Raw genomic sequence first — 18,720 nt, forward strand, 5'->3', positions numbered from 1 at the left:
GGAACGTGGAGGTCCGCTCTCGGTGCGTACGGCTGGGAACGGTCGCTTCCGGCCTTCGGCCGAAGGTTGTCAGTGCGGCCGCCTAGACTCGGGAGGCGATGAGCAGCCTCTTTGACGACAGTTTCCTGACCGGCCTCCAGTCCGCGGAGGACGGCCCGCCGCCGCCCCCCGAGGACCACGCACCCGAAGCGGTGCCGGAGGGGCTCTTCGAGGGCGCCTACGACGCGCCTCCGCCGCCGCGCGACGGGTATTACCGCGACGGTCACCCGCGCCCGGTGATCGACTCCGCCGCGCTGCTCGACGGGCTGAACACCGAGCAGCGCGCCGCCGTCGTGCACGCCGGGTCGCCGCTGCTCATCGTCGCCGGGGCCGGCTCCGGCAAGACCCGCGTGCTGACCCACCGCATCGCCCACCTGCTGGCCGAGCGCGGAGTCCACCCGGGACAGATCCTCGCGATCACCTTCACCAACAAGGCCGCGGGCGAGATGAAGGAGCGCGTCGAGCAGCTGGTCGGCCCGCGCGCCAACGCCATGTGGGTCATGACCTTCCACAGCGCGTGCGTCCGCATCCTGCGCCGCGAGTCCAAGAAGCTCGGCTTCACCTCGTCGTTCTCGATCTACGACGCCGCCGACTCCAAGCGCCTCATGGCCCTGGTCTGCCGCGATCTCGACCTGGACCCCAAGCGCTATCCGCCGAAGTCCTTCACCGCCAAGGTCTCCAACCTCAAGAACGAGCTCATCGACGAGGAGACCTTCGCCGGGCAGGCCGCCGACGGTTTCGAGAAGACGCTGGCCCAGGCGTACGCGCTCTACCAGGCCCGCCTGCGCGAGGCCAACGCGCTGGACTTCGACGACATCATCATGACGACGGTCCACCTCCTCCAGGCCTTCCCGGACGTCGCCGAGCACTACCGCCGCCGCTTCCGGCACGTCCTGGTCGACGAGTACCAGGACACCAACCACGCCCAGTACACGCTCGTACGGGAGCTGGTCGGCCCGTCCGGAGAGGCCGCCGACGCTCCGGCCGAGCTGTGTGTCGTCGGTGACGCGGACCAGTCGATCTACGCCTTCCGCGGCGCGACCATCCGTAACATCCTCCAGTTCGAGGAGGACTATCCCAACGCGAAGACGATCCTCCTGGAGCAGAACTACCGCTCCACACAGACGATCCTCTCCGCCGCCAACGCCGTCATCGAGCGCAACGAGAGCCGTCGCCCGAAGAACCTGTGGACCAACGCCGGCTCCGGCGCGCGCATCACCGGCTATGTCGCGGACACCGAGCACGACGAGGCGCAGTTCGTCGCCGAGGAGATCGACCGGCTCACCGACAAGGGCGACGCGAAGGCGGGCGACGTCGCCGTCTTCTACCGCACCAACGCCCAGTCCCGTGTCTTCGAAGAGATCTTCATCCGCGTCGGCCTGCCCTACAAGGTCGTCGGCGGCGTGCGCTTCTACGAGCGCAAGGAGGTCCGGGACGTCCTGGCCTACCTCCGTGTCCTCGCCAACCCCGAGGACACTGTTCCGCTCCGCCGCATCCTCAACGTGCCCAAGCGCGGCATCGGCGACCGCGCCGAGGCGATGATCGACGCACTGTCGCTGCGCGAGAAGATCTCCTTCCCGCAGGCGCTGCGCCGCGTGGACGAGGCGTACGGCATGGCGGCCCGCTCCTCCAACGCCGTCAAGCGCTTCAACACGCTGATGGAGGAGCTCCGCACCATCGTGGAGTCCGGCGCCGGGCCCGCCGTCGTGCTGGAAGCGGTGCTGGAGCGTACGGGCTATCTCGCCGAGCTCCAGGCCTCCACCGACCCGCAGGACGAGACCCGTATCGAGAACCTCCAGGAACTCGCCGCCGTGGCCCTGGAGTTCGAGCAGGAGCGCGGCGAGGACGAGGGCAGCGGCACGCTCGCGGAGTTCCTGGAGAAGGTCGCGCTGGTCGCCGACTCCGACCAGATCCCCGACGAGGACGAGGACGGCTCCGGTGTCATCACGCTGATGACGCTGCACACGGCGAAGGGCCTGGAGTTCCCGGTCGTCTTCCTCACCGGCCTGGAGGACGGCGTCTTCCCGCACATGCGGGCCCTCGGCCAGACCAAGGAGCTGGAGGAGGAGCGCCGCCTGGCGTACGTCGGCATCACCCGCGCCCGCGAGCGGCTCTACCTGACCCGGGCCGCCATGCGCAGCGCCTGGGGCCAGCCCTCGTACAACCCGCCCTCGCGGTTCCTGGAGGAGATCCCGGAAGCGCACCTGGAGTGGAAGCGCAAGGGCCCGATGGCCGCCCCGGCCGGACCCACCTCGGGCATCACGTCCTCGCTCTCCTCCTCACGCGCCCGCTCCGGCCCGTCGGGCTTCGCGACCCGGCGCTCCACGGAGAAGCCGACGGTCACGCTGGTGGTCGGCGACCGGGTCACGCACGACCAGTTCGGGCTCGGCACGGTGACGGCCGTCGAGGGGTTCGGCGACCAGGCCAAGGCGACGGTGGACTTCGGCGACGAGCGCCCGAAGAAGCTGCTCCTGCGGTACGCGCCGGTCGAGAAGCTGTAGAGGAGTACGCGAGAGGGGCGGGACGGCCGCTGTTGCGGCCGTCCCGCCCCTCTCGCTCGTTCTCCGTCAGGTCGGCTCCACGCCGTGGCTGCGCAGCCACGCCAGCGGGTCGACCGCCGCGCCGCCGCCGGGCCGGACCTCGAAGTGGAGGTGCGGGCCGGTGGAGTTGCCGGAGCTGCCCGCGTACGCGATGACGTCACCGGCCTTCACCGGGCCGGAGCGGATCTTGGTGCTGCTGAGGTGGCAGTACCAGGTCTCCGTACCGTCGGCCATCGTCACGATCGCCATGTTGCCGTAGGCGCTGTTGTACTGCGTGCGGACGGTGCCGTCGGTCGCGGCCATCACCGGCGAGCCGTAGCTGACGGGGAAGTCGATGCCCGTGTGTACGGACATCCAGTTGACGCCCGCCTGGCCGTAGTAGGCGCTGAGCCCGTGCTGCTTGACCGGCAGGACGAACTTGGGGCGCAGCGCCTCGCGGCGTGCGGCCTCCTCCTCGCGCTTCTTCTTCTCCTCGGCCTGCCGCTGCTTGAGGTCGATGCGCTCCTGCGTACGGCTCGCGCGCTGGCGGAAGTCGTCGCTGCCCTCGGAGAGCTGCTCCAGCTGGCTGTCGAGCTTGTTGTTCGCGGCGACCGCCTTGACCGTGCTCGGATCGGCGACCGCCAGCGAGGTGGTCTTCTCCGGCTTCTCCTCGTCGCTGATCCCGCTGACGGAGGCGGCCGCGATACCGGCGACGCTCATCACGCATGCGGAGGGGACCGCGACGGTCAGGAGGGCGGACCGCTTGGCCGGGCTGCGCCGGCGGGCCCGGCTGCGCGGGGCGGGGGCGCGGACGACGGTGCGGTCGAGGGAGAGCGGAGGGGCTTCGGGGGTGTTGCTGTCGTCGCCGTCGAGGTCGGCTTCCGGGGTGACACCGGTTTCGTGACCGGCCTCGTGGCTTTCGAGGTGATCGGCGTCGAGGACGGCGAACTCGGCGGTGCCGGACTCTTCCTCGGGCGCCTGCTGTTCGTACAGCTGATGCGATGTCTGTTCGGGTTCGTACGCGGCGTCCTCGGGCGTGGCGCCGGAGTTCCAGGCGGTCGCGTCGTAGGCGCCGGTGTCGTACGTCCCCGTGTCGTACGCGCCGGTGCCGTACACACCGGTGGTGAAGGCGGTGGTGTCGTACGTGCCGGTCCCGTCGGCGCCGACCGTCCCGTACGCGCCGGTGTCGTGCGTACCGGTCCCGTAGGCGTCCGTCCCGTAGGAGTCCGGCCCGTACGAGCCGTCGGTGACGTACGCGGTACCCGTGCCGTACGTGGCGGTGGCGTAGGGGCCGGTGTCGTACGCGTCCGGCTCGTAGCCGCCCGTGCCGTACGGGGCCGTGCCGTAGGCGGGTGTGGTGAATCCGTCCTGGTCGGAGGGCTGCTGCTGCCAGACGGGCGTCGCGCCGGTGTCCCACTGCTGGTGGTCGGCGGTGTGGGCCGGGGCGGCGTACGCGTCGTACGTGACGGTCTGCTGCGCGCCGGTGTCCCAGGCGGAGGAATCGTACTGGCCGTCGTGGGCACCATAAGAGGTGTCGTAACCGGAAGCCGCGTAATCCGTGGTCCCGGAACCGCCGGGGAGAGAACCGAAGAGCGGGTCGGTGTCGAAGCTGCCGGTCGATCGGGTGTCGTACCCGACGGGCCCGGCGTGGGGGTGCTGGTCGTTCACCAACTTCTCTCTCGCCTCGGCAGCAGGACTGTTCTGGATCCCGGTGAAGGGGGTCCCAAGGGGAAGCAATGGCCGCGACTGTACCCGGCAGTATGTGAGGACGACAATCTTCGGCAGGTTTTGCGTCCTCAGGAAACGGGCAATCGGCCGTCTTTCGGTGGACGGCAGGCAGAGGCTTGGCTCTATGTTCGAGGACTGTTCTATTTTAAGCGACAGGGGTCGTTCCGGTTGAGGGTGCTGTTCCCTCCTGGGCCTCCTGTGATTCCAGAGCCTGATGGGGCGTCGACTCCAGAGCCTCATGGACCGCGGCGGCGACCGCCGGGTGCACCGGCAGAGCGAGATGGCCGATTCCGGTGACGCGTACGTTGACGGCGTCGAGGTCCGGATGGTCGACGCAGGCCGTGCCGACCGGGACCATCATCTGGTCCAGCTCGCTCCAGAAGCTGACGAACCGGGTCCGGCAGCCGGGCGCGGGACGGCGCAGCTCCTCGATCAGCGGCGAGCCGGAGCGCATCTGCCGCACGAGCGGGTGGAGGCCGGCTCCAGGGGCGACGGCGGTGCCGCCGTGCGGGGTGCCGAGGGTGACGAGCGTGCGCACCCGGTGGTCGCCGCCGAGCCGTTGGACGTAGTAGCGGGCGATGAGGCCGCCGAGGCTGTGCCCGACGATGTCGACCTCGCGCTGCCCGGTGCGGGCGCAGATCTCCTCCACATGGCGGCCGAGCAGCTCGGCGGCGGTGCGCAGGTCACGGGTGAGCGGCGAGTAGTTGAGGGACGCCAGGTGGCGGCGGCCGTTGCGGGCGAGCGCGCGGCGCAGCAGGACGAAGACGGAGCGGTTGTCGATGAACCCGTGGAGGAGGACGACGGGCCGTTCGGCGGCGGGGGAGCCGGGCAGGGATCCGGCCTGCGGTGGCCGGTGCGGGGTGCGGCGCTCCTGGGTGAGGCCGAAGGGGTAGGCGGCCAGGTGGCCGGTGAGGACGATCAGCTCCAGCACGGTGGCGCCGAACAGCGCGGTGGTGAGCCGGCCCGGCAGACCGGGGAGGCGGGGCAGCAGGGTCAGGAGAGGGAGGGGCTTCATCGCGGCCTCCTGGACGGGCGGGCACCGGGGAGCACCGGGAGGCGGCGACGGGCCGTACCACCGTGCCGTGCGGCTGGCGGCGCGGTGGTACGGCGACCTCGTAGCGGCTCTCCAGGCGGGTGTCTCGCGCGGCCGGATTGCCGCGTTTCTCCGGGGGCCGCGCCTGGCGAACATGTCCCACGTGTGATTTCCCCCTCCCCGCCTGCCGCGAAACGGCGGCTTGCGGGATGCTGTGGATAACGTTCGTTCACATCCCCGGCCCTTCAGGCGCGGGAGACCATGTGGAGGCAGTGATGGGTGTGACCGGTCCGATCCGTGTGGTGGTGGCCAAGCCGGGGCTCGACGGCCACGACCGCGGAGCCAAGGTGATCGCGCGGGCGCTGCGGGACGCCGGTATGGAGGTCATCTATACGGGGCTCCACCAGACGCCCGAGCAGATCGTCGACACGGCGATCCAGGAGGACGCCGACGCCATCGGCCTCTCGATCCTCTCCGGCGCGCACAACACGCTGTTCGCGAAGGTGATCGAGCTGCTGAAGGAGCGGGAGGCGGAGGACATCAAGGTGTTCGGCGGCGGGATCATCCCGGAGGACGACATCGCGCCGCTGAAGAAGCTGGGCGTGGCGGAGCTCTTCACTCCGGGCGCGACGACGACCGAGATCGTCACCTGGGTGAACGCGAACGTCCGCCAGCCGGCGCAGGCCTGAGACGGGGTTCGTCCACGCGTACGTGGCCGGGGTCGGAGCGTCGGCCCCGGGGCCGGGGCGTCAGGTGGCCAGCTCCGCCTCCATCGCGGCGCGCAGCCGCAGCGTGGAGACCAGGCGCTGGAACGCCTCCGCCCAGTAGCCGCCCGCTCCCGGTGACGCTCCCTCCCGCTCGTCCGGTGTGGCGGTGAGGATTTCCAGGCGGTCGGCCTCGGCCGGGTCCAGGCAGCGCTCGGCCAGGCCCATCACCCCGCTGAAGCTCCACGGATAACTCCCGCCGTCCCGCGCGATGTCGAGCGCGTCCACCACGGCACGCCCGAGCGGGCCCGTCCACGGCACCGTGCAGACGCCGAGCAGCTGGAACGCCTCGGACAGCCCGTGCGCGGCGATGAACGCGGCGACCCAGTCCGCGCGTTCGGCCTCGGACAGCACCGCCAGGAGCTTGGACCGCTCGGCGATCGACGCGGGCCCCGGCGAGCCGGCCGGAGGCACCGACGCCGCACCCAGCAGGGCCCGCGCCCACTCCGGGTGGCGCTGGCGCACGGCGGCCCGGCACCAGGCGGCGTGCAGCTCGCCCGCCCAGTCGTCGGCGACCGGCAGCGCCACGATCTCCGCCGCCGGGCGTCCGCCGAACCGCTCCTGCCAGACCCCGAGCGGCGTGGCCTCCACCAACTGCCCGAGCCACCACGACCGCTCACCCCGGCCCGACGGTGGAACGGCGGCCACCCCGTCGCGCTGCATCCCGGCATCGCATTCGTGCGGCGCCTCCACCGCGATGGACGCGCCGGCCCCCGTACGGTCGGGATTCACGCACGACATCGCGCGGGCCGCCATCCGCCCGGCGAAGGCCGACATGGGCAGGGCCGAGAGCAACTCGGCAGCCGTCGCGCGCACGTTACGGCTCCGGTCGGCGAGCGCCTGCTCCAGGAACTCCTCGTCCGCCTCTTGGAGCCCGTTCCGCAAGGAGTCCAGGAACATCAGCCGGTCCTCGGCCCGCTCGGTGGACCAGGTGGTGGTGAGCAGCGCGAGCGCGGCGGCCGGATCCCGCGTCCGTACGGCGTCGAGCAGCGCGACCCGCTCCGCGAACAGCCCCTCCTCCCACAGCCGGCGCACCGCCTCCGGGTCGTCGGTGTCGGGCACGAGCGAGCCGCCGGCGGAACCGCGCAGGGCGAACTTCCACTCGGAGTTCAGCGCGGCCAGCCACAGGCCGAGCGGGCCGGCGAACGCGAGCGCCTGCGGCCGCAGATCGGTGCGGGCCCGCGCGGCGTCCAGCAGCGGCGGCACGAGGGCGGCCGGAGGCCGGAAGCCGCGCCGGTTGGCGGTGGCCAGCCACTGCGGGATGAGCTCGGTCAGATCGGGCGCCGCCCCGCGCCGCCCGGAGGAGCTCGGTGCGGCCCGGTCGGCGAGCAGCTGGGCGAGCCGGTGCCTGGCCGTCTCGGGCAGGTGCGGGCGCGGGTCGTGCGGCGCGGGCGCGGACCTGGCCGCCGCCACGGCGGGCAGCAGCCCGGCCCGCCGCCGCACGGTGTGCAGCGCGGCGGCGTCCAGCAGTGCGGCCGGGCCGTCGGCCGGTATCGGGCCTCCGGGCGCGCCCGGAGGCCGGCGGTCGGTGCCGAGCAGGGCCGAGGTGACCAGCTCCTCCCACGGGAGGGAGGCGAGGGGGTGGGCTGCGGTGGTGGTGGGAGGCATCGGGTCCCCTTCTGTGGCGTTCAGGTCGTCGATCGAGGGTGGTCGGCGGTGGCCGGTCGCCGGTGGCCGTCAGCGGCAGGCGGGCGGAAGTGGCCCGACAGCTGCTCGTACGGGTCGGATCAGCCGTACGGTCCGGTCCTAGGCGTCCCCGGCCCCGGATCCGCGGAGCGAGGTGGCCTGACGGCTGCCCGTACGGATCAGATGAGCCGTACGGTCCCGTCCGAGGCGCCCTCGCTCCCTGCCTCCCACCCCGCGTACGGCTCGAAGCCGCGGTGGCCCAGTTCGCCGAAGACCGTGACCGGGGCGCCGCCGGAGAGCGCGACGAGCGTCCACAGGCCCGGGCGGGACAGCGCCGCCGGAGCGAGAGGCAGCGCGGTCGGGCTCTCCGCGTCGGCCAGTTGCCAGCCGCCCTCCGACGGCACGGGTATGACGTCCCGCAGCGTGACCGGCCAGGCGTCGAGCCACGGATCGCCCCGCAGCGCCTCTCCGTACGCGGCGAGGGCCGCCGCCGTGGAGCCTCCCGGCGGTGGCGGGTTGTCCGGCGCCGGGGCTGCCGGGGTGAACTGCCGTCCCAGGTCGGCCCGGAGCCCGCTGCCCGGGTACGGCGTCAGTTCGGCGTCGATCGTGACGCCCACCGGCAGTGCGAGGTCCGGGGCCCGGCCCGCCGCGCCGAAGGAGAGCAGCAGGGCCGTGCGGGCCGACTCCCTTCCGTACAGCCAGATCCGTCGCGTGGTGAGCCGGCCGTCCGGCGTGTCGTACTGCGCGAGGACCAGCCACCGGTCGCGGACCGGTGGGCCGTCGGCGGACATCGGCAGCCCCACCCGCGTACGCACCGTGGCGGCCAGCGGCTCCGGCAGCCGCTCCCGGCCCAGCCAGGCCGTGTCCAGCAGATGGAGCAGGCCGCACTCCTCCAGCAGCCGCACCGGCCAGCCCGGACCGGAGCCGGGTATGGCACCCAGCTCACGGACCCGGCCCGCCAGTCCGGGCGCCTGTGCGTCGACCATGCGGGCGGCGGTCTCCTCCCACAGCGTGTATCCCGTGCGGTCGGCGGTGGCGAGCCCGCCGCGCAGCAGGTCGGTCAGGCGCTGCTCCAGTTCCTGCGCGCCGGAGGTGACCCGCTCGGCCCGGCGCTCCGCCCGCTTCCTGGCGGCCGTGCTGTCGGCCGGTCCGGCCGCCGGCTCACCGTTCGCGACGGCCTCCTGCTTCGCCTGCTTGGCCTCCGCCCGTCCGCGCCGGCCCTCCAGCCACTGTGCGGCCCAGTCCGCCGGCTCGCCCTGCGCGACCGACCCGTCGCCGGAGGCCCGTAGCAGCAACAGCCCCAGCGCGTGCTTGCACGGGAACTTACGGCTCGGGCAACTGCACTTGTACGCGGGCCCCGTGGTGTCGACCACCGTCTGATACGGCTTGCTCCCGCTCCCCTTGCACAGCCCCCACACCGCCCCCGTCCCATCGAAGCCGGTCCCCGACCACTGCCCGGCCGAGGCCAGCTTGTTTCCGGCCTTGCGTGATGCGTCGTCAGGCGCCAGGGACAGCACCTGCTCCACCGTCCAGCGCGCCACCGGTTCCGTGGCGGGCAAGGGTTCTCCCCCGTGAGATAGCAGCATGGGAACGACGGTAAGCGGCGCCACTGACAGTCCCCGCTGACCTGCGCCTTCGATGCCTGCCGACTCGTTTGACTTTACTCGCCCTTTGCGTTTTCCTGCGATCTCCGCGCCTGGAAGAGATCCGGTCGCGGACCGATCCAGGGGGTCCCACATGAAGCACATCCACCGCACCGGCGGCCGTCTGCGCGCGGCCGCTCGCGCCCTCGCCGTCACCGGCCTCGTCCTCGGCCTCGGCGCCTGTTCGGCCGAGTCGGTGGACGAGGCGGTCGGCAAGGCGGTCGACAGGACCGTGGACGAGACGTACGAGGTCACGTACGAGGTGACCGGCACGAGCGTCGACGAGATCGCGTTCCACGGCGGAGGCGGCGACGCCATGAACCCGAAGCTGGAGAACGTCACTTCGCCCACCCTGCCGTGGAAGAAGACCGTGACGCTGCGCGGCATCATGCCGCCCGCCGTCATGCCCATGGCGCTGGAGGCCGGTGGCGCCGACGTCACCTGCACCATCACGTACCAGGGCGAGGTCATCAAGGAGGCGAAGGGCGAAGGCATGCTCACGGCGGGCGGCTGCGTGGCCGTCTCGCCGATCGTGGGCTGACCGAGGCCGGGCAGGGGTCCTGACCACAGGTCAGGGCCCCTGAAAGGCCCAGCTCAGGGCCCGTTGTCAGTGGCATGGTGCACGGTGGAACCACATCAGGTCGACCGATCAGTCGACGATCTGGAGGGGGATCCATGACCGTGTCCGAAACCACCACCGCAGTCGGCGAGGCGTCCGGCGCCGAGCCTCTTCGCCCGCACGCCGAGGACGCGTTCGCCGACGAGCTGAAGGCGCTCGCGGCCGCCGACGACCGGCCCAGGCCCGCCCGTTGGCGCCTCTCGCCGTGGGCCGTCGCCACCTACCTGCAAGGCGGGACGCTGGCCGACGGAACGGTGATCACACCGAAGTACGTGGGCCCGCGCCGGCTGGTCGAGGTGGCCGTGACCACCTTGGCCACCGACCGCGCGCTGCTCCTGCTCGGTGTCCCCGGCACCGCCAAGACCTGGGTGTCCGAGCACCTGGCCGCCGCCGTCAGCGGCGATTCCACGCTCCTCGTGCAAGGCACCGCCGGCACCCCGGAGGAAGCCGTCCGCTACGGGTGGAACTACGCGCAGCTGCTCGCCAACGGACCCAGCCGCGACGCGCTGGTGCCCAGTCCGCTCATGCGGGCCATGTCGGAGGGCATGACCGCCCGGGTCGAGGAGCTGACCCGCATTCCCGCCGATGTGCAGGACTCGCTCATCACGATCCTCTCCGAGAAGACCCTGCCCATCCCGGAGCTGGGCCAAGAGGTCCAGGCCGTCCGCGGCTTCAACGTCATCGCCACGGCCAACGACCGCGACCGCGGCGTCAACGAGCTCTCCAGCGCGCTGCGCCGCCGGTTCAACACCGTCGTCCTGCCGCTGCCCGCCACACCCGACGCCGAGGTCGACATCGTCTCGCGGCGCGTCGACCAGATCGGCCGCTCGCTCGACCTGCCCGCCGCACCGGAGGGGCTCACCGAGATCCGGCGCGTGGTGACGGTCTTCCGTGAACTGCGCGACGGCGTCACCACCGACGGCCGCACCAAGCTCAAGTCGCCCTCGGGCACGCTCTCCACGGCCGAGGCGATCTCCGTCGTCACCAACGGCCTCGCCCTCGCCGCCCACTTCGGCGACGGCATCCTGCGCCCCGGCGATGTCGCGGCGGGCATCCTCGGCGCGGTCGTCCGGGACCCGGCCGCGGACCGCGTGGTCTGGCAGGAGTACCTGGAGACCGTGGTGCGCGAGCGGGACGGCTGGAAGGACTTCTACCGCGCCTGCCGCGAGGTCTCCGCATGACCGACACCCAGGCCACCAGCAGCCCGGTCAGCGCCGGCCCGGACACCACCGGAGCCGTCGCCGCCGGCCCTGCTGCCGCCGGCCCCGCAGTCACCGGAGCCGTGGCCGTCGCCGGGCCGCTGCTGCTCGGCGTGCGGCACCACGGGCCCGGATCCGCCCGTGCGGTCCGTGCCGCGCTCGACGCCGCCCGGCCGGCCGCCGTGCTGGTCGAGGGGCCGCCGGAAGGCGACGCGCTGCTGCCGCTCGCCGCCGACCCGCAGATGCGGCCGCCCGTCGCTCTGCTCGCCCATGCCGTGGACGATCCGGGCCGGGCCGCCTTCTGGCCGCTGGCCGAGTTCTCGCCGGAGTGGGTGGCGATCCGCTGGGCCCTCGCGAACGATGTCCCGGTCCGCTTCATCGACCTCCCCGCCACCCACTCGCTGGCCCTCAAGGAGCCCCACGGCGAGGAGGCCGCACCCGCTCCCGAGGCTCCGGCGGACGACGAGCTCACCCCTGCCGTCGATCCGATCCGCGCGCTCGCCGAGACCGCCGGATACGACGACCCCGAGCGCTGGTGGGAGGACGTCGTCGAACACCGCTCACCGGCCGCCGACGCCACCGCCGACGCGCTCGCGCCGTTCGCCGCGCTCGCGGAGGCCATGACGGCTCTGCGCGAGGCGTACGGGGACGGCGGGCATCCCAGGGACGCCGTGCGCGAGGCGTACATGCGAATCCAACTGCGTACCGCGCGCAAAGAGTTCGGGGACGGCATCGCGGTCGTCTGCGGTGCCTGGCACGTCCCCGCGCTCGCCGCCCGCACGACCCTCGCCGCCGACCGCGCCCTCCTCAAAGGGCTCCCGAAGGTCAAGGCCGAGATGACCTGGGTGCCGTGGACCCACCGCAGGCTCGCGAGGCACAGCGGTTACGGTGCCGGGATCGACTCTCCCGGTTGGTACGGGCACCTCTTCGGCGCCGCCGACCGGCCGATCGAGCGGTGGATGACGAAGGTCGCCGGGTTGCTGCGCGAGGAGGACAGGTTCGTCTCCACCGCTCACGTCATCGAGGCCGTCCGGCTCGCCGAGACGCTCGCGGCGATGCGGGGCCGCCCGCTGGCGGGGCTGAGCGAGACCACCGACGCGGTACGGGCCGTGATGTGCGAGGGCTCCGACGTACCGCTCGCGCTCATCCAGGACCGGCTCGTCGTCGGCGAGACCCTCGGCGAGGTGCCCGACAGCGCCCCCGCCGTCCCGCTCCAACGCGATCTGACCCGTACCCAGCGCACCCTCCGCCTCAAGCCGGAAGCGCTGGAGAAGGAGCTCGACCTCGACCTGCGCAAGGAGACCGATGCCGCCAGGAGCCGGCTCCTGCACCGGCTGCGGCTTCTCGGTATCGGCTGGGGCGCACCGGCCCAGGGCCGTGGCAGCACCGGTACGTTCCGGGAGAGCTGGCGGCTGCGCTGGGAGCCGGAGCTGCATGTCCGGGTCGCGGAGGCCGGGGTGTGGGGCACCACCGTGGAGACCGCCGCCACCGCGAAGGCCGAGTCCCAGGCCCTCGCGGCGACCGCGCTCTCCGAGGTCACCGCACTCGCCGAGCACTGCCTGCTGGCCGGGCTGACCGAAGCGCTGCCGGTCGTGATGAAGGCCCTCGCCGACCGCGCCGCGCTCGACGCGGACGTCGGCCACCTCGCCGACGCCCTCCCGGCCCTCGCCCGCTCCCTCCGCTACGGCGACGTGCGCTCCACGGACACCGCCGCGCTCGCCGAGGTCGCCGCCGGACTCGCCGAGCGGATCTGCGTCGGCCTGCCTCCGGCCTGCACCGGCCTCGACCCGGACGGCGCCGAGGCGCTCCGCCGCCAGGTGGACGGCGTGCACGGCGCGATCGGCCTGCTCGCCGCCGGCGCCAGACCCACCGAAACGAACCCCGCCGCGCCCACCGAAGCCGACACCGCCACGTCCGCCGAAGCCCGCGCCACCATCCCCGCCGAGGCCGCCGCCACCCCCACCGACGGCCTCCGGGACCGCTGGGCCGCCGTCCTGCGCAAGCTGGCCGGCCGGGACACGGTCGCCGGGATCATCCGGGGCCGCGCCGCCCGGCTCCTCCTCGACGACGGACGGCTCACCGAGGACGAGGCGGCGCGGCTCATGGGCCTGGCCCTCTCGCCCGGCACCCCGCCCACCGACGCGGCGGCCTGGATCGAGGGGTTCGTCGGCGGCGCGTCCGGCGGCGGCATGCTGCTGGTCCACGACGAGCGGCTGCTCTCCCTGGTCGACGCCTGGCTCACCGGCGTGCCCGCCGACACCTTCACCGACGTACTACCGCTCCTGCGCCGTACGTTCTCCGCCTTCGAATCAGGCGTACGCCGCACCCTCGGCGAGCTGGTCCGGCGCGGCCCCGTCCCCGAGGGTGCCGGACCCGCCGCCACGGACCACGCCTACCCGGGCTTCGGTCCCGGCCTCGACACCGACCGGGCCGACGCGGTGGAACAGGTGCTGCATCTGCTCCTGGACCGGACACCCATAACGGCCGGGACACCCGTACCGGAGGAGGCGACCGCATGACCGCACACGCCACCCGGCACGCCACACAGGACCACGACCGAACGGGGGAGACGGTGGAGACACGGACCGAGCGGGCGCACCCCGCCGACGGCGAGCGGATGCGGCGCTGGCGCATGGTGCTCGGCGCGGACAGCACGGAGAGCACCGGCTGCACGCTCACCGGCCAGGACGCCGCGATGGACGGCGCGCTCGACGCGCTCTACGGCGGAGGCGGCGGGAAGAAGCCGGGCGGCCGAGGCGGCGGGCGGTCGGCCGGGCTCGGCGCGTCGGCGCCTTCCGTGGCCCGCTGGCTCGGCGACATCCGTACGTACTTCCCGAGCTCCGTCGTCCAGGTCATGCAGCGCGACGCGATCGACCGGCTCGGCCTCTCCGCGCTGCTCCTGGAGCCGGAGATGCTGGAGGCCGTCGAGGCGGACGTCCATCTCGTCGGCACTCTGCTCTCGCTCAACAAGGCCATGCCCGAGACGACCAAGGAGACCGCGCGCGCCGTCGTCCGCAAGGTCGTCGACGACCTGGAGAAGCGGCTGAAGAGCCGCACCCGGGCCACCCTCACCGGCGCGCTGGACCGCTCCGCGCGGATCAGCCGTCCGCGCCACCGGGACATCGACTGGGACCGCACCATTCGCGCCAACCTGAAGAACTACCTGACCGTCCCGGGTACGGACGGCGGCCCGGACACCGGCACGGTCGTCCCGGAGCGCCTCATCGGCTACGGCCGCGCGTCGCAGTCCGTGAAGAAGGACGTCATCCTCTGCATCGACCAGTCGGGCTCGATGGCCGCCTCCGTCGTCTACGCCTCGGTCTTCGGCGCGGTCCTCGCCTCCATGCGCACCCTCGCCACCCGCCTCGTCGTCTTCGACACGGCGGTCGTCGACCTCACCGACCAGCTCGACGACCCGGTCGACGTCCTCTTCGGCACCCAGCTCGGCGGCGGCACCGACATCAACCGGGCACTCGCCTACTGCCAGTCCAGGATCACCCGGCCCGCCGACACCGTGGTCGTCCTGATCAGCGACCTCTACGAGGGCGGCATCCGGGACGAGATGCTGAAGCGGGTCGCGGCGATGAAGGCGTCCGGCGTGCAGTTCGTGACGCTGCTGGCCCTCTCCGACGAAGGCGCGCCCGCCTACGACCACGAGCACGCGGCGGCGCTCGGCGCGCTGGGCGCCCCGGCGTTCGCCTGCACGCCGGACCTCTTCCCGGACATCATGGCCGCCGCGATCGAGAAGCGGCCCCTGCCCATACCGGACAAGGAGACCGGGACGTAGACGCGCGAAGAGCCGACCGCGGGCAGGCCATGGGGCACGCCACGGGAATGCCACCGGACACGCCCCTCCGGCACCCTCTGTGACTGTTATCACCGCTCAGGTGTGATCTGCGATTTAGGGTCACACGGAGTGCGGGGATAACCTGCCGGATGGACATGCCGCGTACTCGGAAACCGTGTGCGCCTCCCTGGTGACACAGCAGTCACGTTGCCCTTCGCGGCACTGCCCACGCAGAAGAACGAACCGCGATACCACTGAAAAGGGACGGACGCGCGTGGACCTGTTCGAGTACCAGGCGAGGGACCTCTTCGCCAAGCACGGTGTACCGGTGCTGGCCGGTGAAGTCATCGACACGCCTGAGGCAGCCCGCGAGGCGACCGAGAAGCTGGGCGGCAAGTCTGTCGTCAAGGCGCAGGTGAAGGTCGGCGGCCGAGGCAAGGCCGGTGGCGTCAAGCTGGCAGCCGACGCCGACGAGGCGGTCGCCCGGGCGACCGACATTCTCGGCATGGACATCAAGGGCCACACGGTCCACAAGGTGATGATCGCCGAGCTGTCGCCGGAGATCGAGGCGGAGTACTACGTCTCGTACCTCCTGGACCGCACCAACCGCACCTTCCTGGCCATGGCCTCGGTGCAGGGCGGCATGGACATCGAGGAGGTCGCGGAGAAGACCCCCGAGGCCCTCGCGAAGGTCCCGGTCGACTCCAACTCCGGCGTGGACATCGTCAAGGCCCGCGAGATCGTGGCCCAGGCGAAGTTCCCGGCCGAGGTGGCCGAGCAGGTCGCCGAGGTCCTGGTGACGCTGTGGGACACCTTCGTCGCCGAGGACGCGCTCCTCGTCGAGGTGAACCCGCTGGTCAAGACCAAGGACGGCCGCATCCTGGCGCTGGACGGCAAGGTCTCGCTCGACGAGAACGCCGACTTCCGCCAGCCGGGCCACGAGGCCCTGGAGGACAAGGCCGCAGCCAACCCGCTCGAGGCTGCCGCCAAGGCCAAGAACCTCAACTACGTCAAGCTCGACGGCGAGGTCGGCATCATCGGTAACGGTGCCGGTCTGGTCATGTCGACCCTGGACGTCGTCGCGTACGCCGGTGAGCAGCACGGCAACGTGAAGCCCGCCAACTTCCTCGACATCGGTGGCGGCGCCTCCGCCGAGGTCATGGCGAACGGCCTGGAGATCATCCTCGGCGACTCGGACGTCAAGTCCGTCTTCGTCAACGTCTTCGGTGGCATCACCGCCTGCGACGAGGTCGCCAACGGCATCGTGCAGGCGCTCGCGCTGCTCGAGTCCAAGGGCGAGAAGGTCGAGAAGCCGCTGGTCGTGCGTCTCGACGGCAACAACGCGGAGCTGGGTCGCAAGATCCTCTCCGACGCCAACCACCCGCTCGTGCAGCGCGTGGACACCATGGACGGCGCGGCCGACAAGGCCGCCGAGCTCGCCGCGGCTGCGAAGTAAGGACGAGGGACTCCACACCATGGCTATCTTCCTCACCAAGGACAGCAAGGTCATCGTCCAGGGGATGACCGGCGCCACGGGCATGAAGCACACCAAGCTCATGCTGGCCGACGGCACCAACATCGTCGGCGGCGTGAACCCGCGCAAGGCCGGCACGTCCGTCGACTTCGACGGCACCGAGGTACCGGTCTTCGGCTCCGTCGCCGAGGCGATCGAGAAGACCGGCGCGAACGTCTCCGTCCTCTTCGTCCCGCCGGCCTTCTCCAAGGCCGCCGTCGTCGAGGCGATCGACGCCGAGATCCCGCTCGCGGTCGTCATCACCGAGGGCATCGCCGTTCACGACTCCGCCGCCTTCTGGGCGTACGCGAACGAGAAGGGCAACAAGACCCGGATCATCGGCCCGAACTGCCCGGGTCTCATCACCCCCGGCCAGTCCAACGCCGGCATCATCCCGGGCGACATCACCAAGCCCGGCCGCATCGGTCTCGTGTCCAAGTCCGGCACGCTGACCTACCAGATGATGTACGAGCTCCGTGACATCGGTTTCTCCTCCGCCGTCGGCATCGGTGGCGACCCGGTCATCGGTACGACGCACATCGACGCCCTCGCGGCGTTCGAGGCGGACCCGGAGACCGACCTCATCGTGATGATCGGCGAGATCGGCGGCGACGCCGAGGAGCGTGCCGCCGACTTCATCGCGAAGAACGTCACGAAGCCGGTCGTCGGTTACGTCGCGGGCTTCACCGCTCCCGAGGGCAAGACCATGGGCCACGCGGGCGCCATCGTCTCCGGCTCCTCCGGCACCGCGCAGGCGAAGAAGGAGGCCCTCGAGGCCGCCGGCGTGAAGGTCGGCAAGACGCCGACCGAGACCGCCAAGCTGGCGCGCGAGATCCTCGGCGCCTGATCCAGGCAGCCCGCACCACGCGTGAACGGCGCGGGCCCGCACCCCTTTCGACCAGGGGTGCGGGCCCGCGCCGTTCGTCGTTCGCGCAGGTCAGGGGATGCGCGGCACCAGCCGTTCCGGGCCGCGCGCCAGCTGCTCCTTCAGCGCCATCTGCAGCTGCAGGTCCTGCGGGGTCAGCTTCTGCGGACCACCGCGCGGCGGTACGCCGCCGACCCGTTCCGGCGGCGCGATCGGCGGCTCGTAGTACGTGGGCGCGGTGTGCAGGGTCAGAGCGGTCGCGCCGATGAGCAGCGCGGCGAAGGCGATGGCGGCCCGGGTCCAGAGCCGCGCCTTGTTCTCGCTGCCGGTGCGGACGGCGCCGGCCGGCGACGGGACCGGGACGTGTTCGGCGCGGGCGAGTCCGCCGAGCCGGTCGTGGAGCAGCTCGGACTGTGCGGCGGGCGAGGCGGCGGCCGTCAGTTCGGGCACCCGCACGGCGACGGCGGCCCGGGCCACCTCCAGCCGTCCCGCCGCCGCCGGAGTGGACGCCTCCGTCTCGGCCGCGGTCTCCGGCAGGTCCAGGCCGACGCCGTCGTAGAGGAGCAGGGTCCGCCGGTAGACCGGAGGCAGGTCGAGCAGCGCCTCGAACAGGGCCCGCCTGGCCGGTTCGGAAGGCGGCGCGTCGGGATGCCGGTGGACGCGGCGGAGCCGGTGCCAGGGAGACATCGCGTACTCGTACGCCGCCGCCCGCACCCAGCCGACCGGATCCCGGTCCACGGCCACCTCGGGCCAGCGGTGCCAGGCCAGTTGGAAGGCCCGCTCGACGGACTCCCGCGCCAGACTGCGCCGCCCGGTCAGGAGATAGGTCTGCCGTACGAGGCCGGGCGCGGCGTGCGCGTACAGCGCGTCGAACGCCTCGTCGGGAGAGAGCGGAGGCGTGGCGGGTTCCGGCTCGGGAGGCGGCGGAGGAGTCGCCGGTACGGGAGGTGACGAGGTGTCCGGGGCCGCGGACGCGCTCGCGGGCTCGGGCGCGCCCACAGGATCGGGCTCGGGCGCGCCCACAGGATCGGGCTCGGGTGAGCTCACGGGAACGTGCTCGGCCGCGATCACGGACGCGGGCTCGGGCCCTTTCACGGGAGGAGGTGCGGGAGGCGACTTCGTTTTCCGCTTCGGCCTCGTCTTCGGGTCCGGCGCGATGAGCTTGGCGTACAGCGCGCGCTTGCGGCCGCGCGGGCTCGTACGCCCCGTCTCCCAGGAGCGCACGGTGGCGCGCGTGACGCCCACGGCCTCCGCCACCTGTTGCTCGGTCAGCGACTTCGCCTCGCGCAGTCTGCGCCGCTCCTTGGGTGAGGGCAGCGGTGGTGCGGCGGCCTCGTCGGTGGTGCTCCGGGTCATCGACGACCCCCGGCAGCCCTGCACTGGGA

13 protein-coding genes are annotated in these 18,720 nt (G+C 72.3%); 8 read left to right on the forward strand and 5 right to left on the reverse strand.

The window, feature by feature from the left end; genetic code table 11:
• Nucleotides 1–98 precede the first annotated feature (98 nt).
• The gene (gene pcrA, locus ABZ267_RS00460; RefSeq protein WP_356754778.1) at nt 99–2,540 is read left to right on the forward strand and encodes a DNA helicase PcrA; all 2,442 of its coding nucleotides are present in this window, start codon (nt 99–101) and stop codon (nt 2,538–2,540) included.
• A gap of 66 nt (nt 2,541–2,606) precedes the next feature.
• Here pcrA and ABZ267_RS00465 read toward each other — a convergent pair whose 3' ends face one another.
• Nucleotides 2,607–4,226 (reverse strand): peptidoglycan DD-metalloendopeptidase family protein, encoded by a 1,620-nt coding sequence (locus ABZ267_RS00465; protein WP_356754777.1) that lies wholly within the window; start codon nt 4,224–4,226, stop codon nt 2,607–2,609.
• A gap of 205 nt (nt 4,227–4,431) precedes the next feature.
• Complete coding sequence (locus ABZ267_RS00470) at nt 4,432–5,301, reverse strand: alpha/beta fold hydrolase (protein WP_356754775.1); 870 nt, start codon at nt 5,299–5,301, stop codon at nt 4,432–4,434.
• 293 nt (nt 5,302–5,594) lie between these two features.
• Here ABZ267_RS00470 and ABZ267_RS00475 point away from each other — a divergent pair, with 293 nt between their 5' ends.
• Nucleotides 5,595–6,008, forward strand: coding sequence for a cobalamin B12-binding domain-containing protein (locus ABZ267_RS00475; protein WP_356754773.1), 414 nt, complete (start codon nt 5,595–5,597; stop codon nt 6,006–6,008).
• A 60-nt stretch (nt 6,009–6,068) separates the two neighbouring features.
• Here ABZ267_RS00475 and ABZ267_RS00480 read toward each other — a convergent pair whose 3' ends face one another.
• The gene (locus tag ABZ267_RS00480; protein WP_356754771.1) at nt 6,069–7,691 is read right to left on the reverse strand and encodes a DUF5691 domain-containing protein; all 1,623 of its coding nucleotides are present in this window, start codon (nt 7,689–7,691) and stop codon (nt 6,069–6,071) included.
• Nucleotides 7,692–7,888: 197 nt separating this feature from the next.
• A complete protein-coding gene (locus ABZ267_RS00485) occupies nt 7,889–9,295 on the reverse strand; it encodes an SWIM zinc finger family protein (protein WP_356754769.1) in 1,407 nt (468 codons plus the stop codon).
• A 151-nt stretch (nt 9,296–9,446) separates the two neighbouring features.
• Here ABZ267_RS00485 and ABZ267_RS00490 point away from each other — a divergent pair, with 151 nt between their 5' ends.
• From ABZ267_RS00490 to sucD, 6 genes are all read left to right on the forward strand, one after another.
• Nucleotides 9,447–9,893, forward strand: coding sequence for a hypothetical protein (locus tag ABZ267_RS00490; protein WP_356754767.1), 447 nt, complete (start codon nt 9,447–9,449; stop codon nt 9,891–9,893).
• A 134-nt stretch (nt 9,894–10,027) separates the two neighbouring features.
• Entirely contained in the window at nt 10,028–11,152 is a 1,125-nt protein-coding gene (locus tag ABZ267_RS00495) for an AAA family ATPase (RefSeq protein ID WP_356754765.1), read from the forward strand.
• Nucleotides 11,149–13,689 (forward strand): DUF5682 family protein, encoded by a 2,541-nt coding sequence (locus tag ABZ267_RS00500; RefSeq protein ID WP_356754763.1) that lies wholly within the window; start codon nt 11,149–11,151, stop codon nt 13,687–13,689. The genes ABZ267_RS00495 and ABZ267_RS00500 overlap by 4 nt, the downstream gene beginning before the upstream one ends.
• Nucleotides 13,686–14,957: a VWA domain-containing protein gene (locus ABZ267_RS00505; RefSeq protein WP_356754761.1), complete on the forward strand. Its 1,272-nt coding sequence runs from the start codon at nt 13,686–13,688 to the stop codon at nt 14,955–14,957. Before ABZ267_RS00500 ends, ABZ267_RS00505 begins: the two co-directional genes overlap by 4 nt.
• A 274-nt stretch (nt 14,958–15,231) precedes the next feature.
• Nucleotides 15,232–16,413 carry an ADP-forming succinate--CoA ligase subunit beta gene (gene sucC / locus ABZ267_RS00510; RefSeq protein WP_356754759.1) on the forward strand — a complete coding sequence of 394 codons (1,182 nt, stop codon included), beginning with the start codon at nt 15,232–15,234 and terminating at the stop codon, nt 16,411–16,413.
• Between the two features lie 19 nt (nt 16,414–16,432).
• Nucleotides 16,433–17,317, forward strand: coding sequence for a succinate--CoA ligase subunit alpha (gene sucD, locus ABZ267_RS00515; RefSeq protein ID WP_030561710.1), 885 nt, complete (start codon nt 16,433–16,435; stop codon nt 17,315–17,317).
• Nucleotides 17,318–17,407: 90 nt separating this feature from the next.
• Here sucD and ABZ267_RS00520 read toward each other — a convergent pair whose 3' ends face one another.
• On the reverse strand, nt 17,408–18,691 hold the full coding sequence (locus ABZ267_RS00520; protein ID WP_356754757.1) for a helix-turn-helix domain-containing protein: 1,284 nt from the start codon (nt 18,689–18,691) through the stop codon (nt 17,408–17,410).
• Between the last annotated feature and the right edge of the window lie 29 nt (nt 18,692–18,720).

Origin of the sequence: Streptomyces sp. NPDC006174, from assembly GCF_040614075.1 — a bacterium.
Lineage (GTDB): Bacteria > Actinomycetota > Actinomycetes > Streptomycetales > Streptomycetaceae > Streptomyces.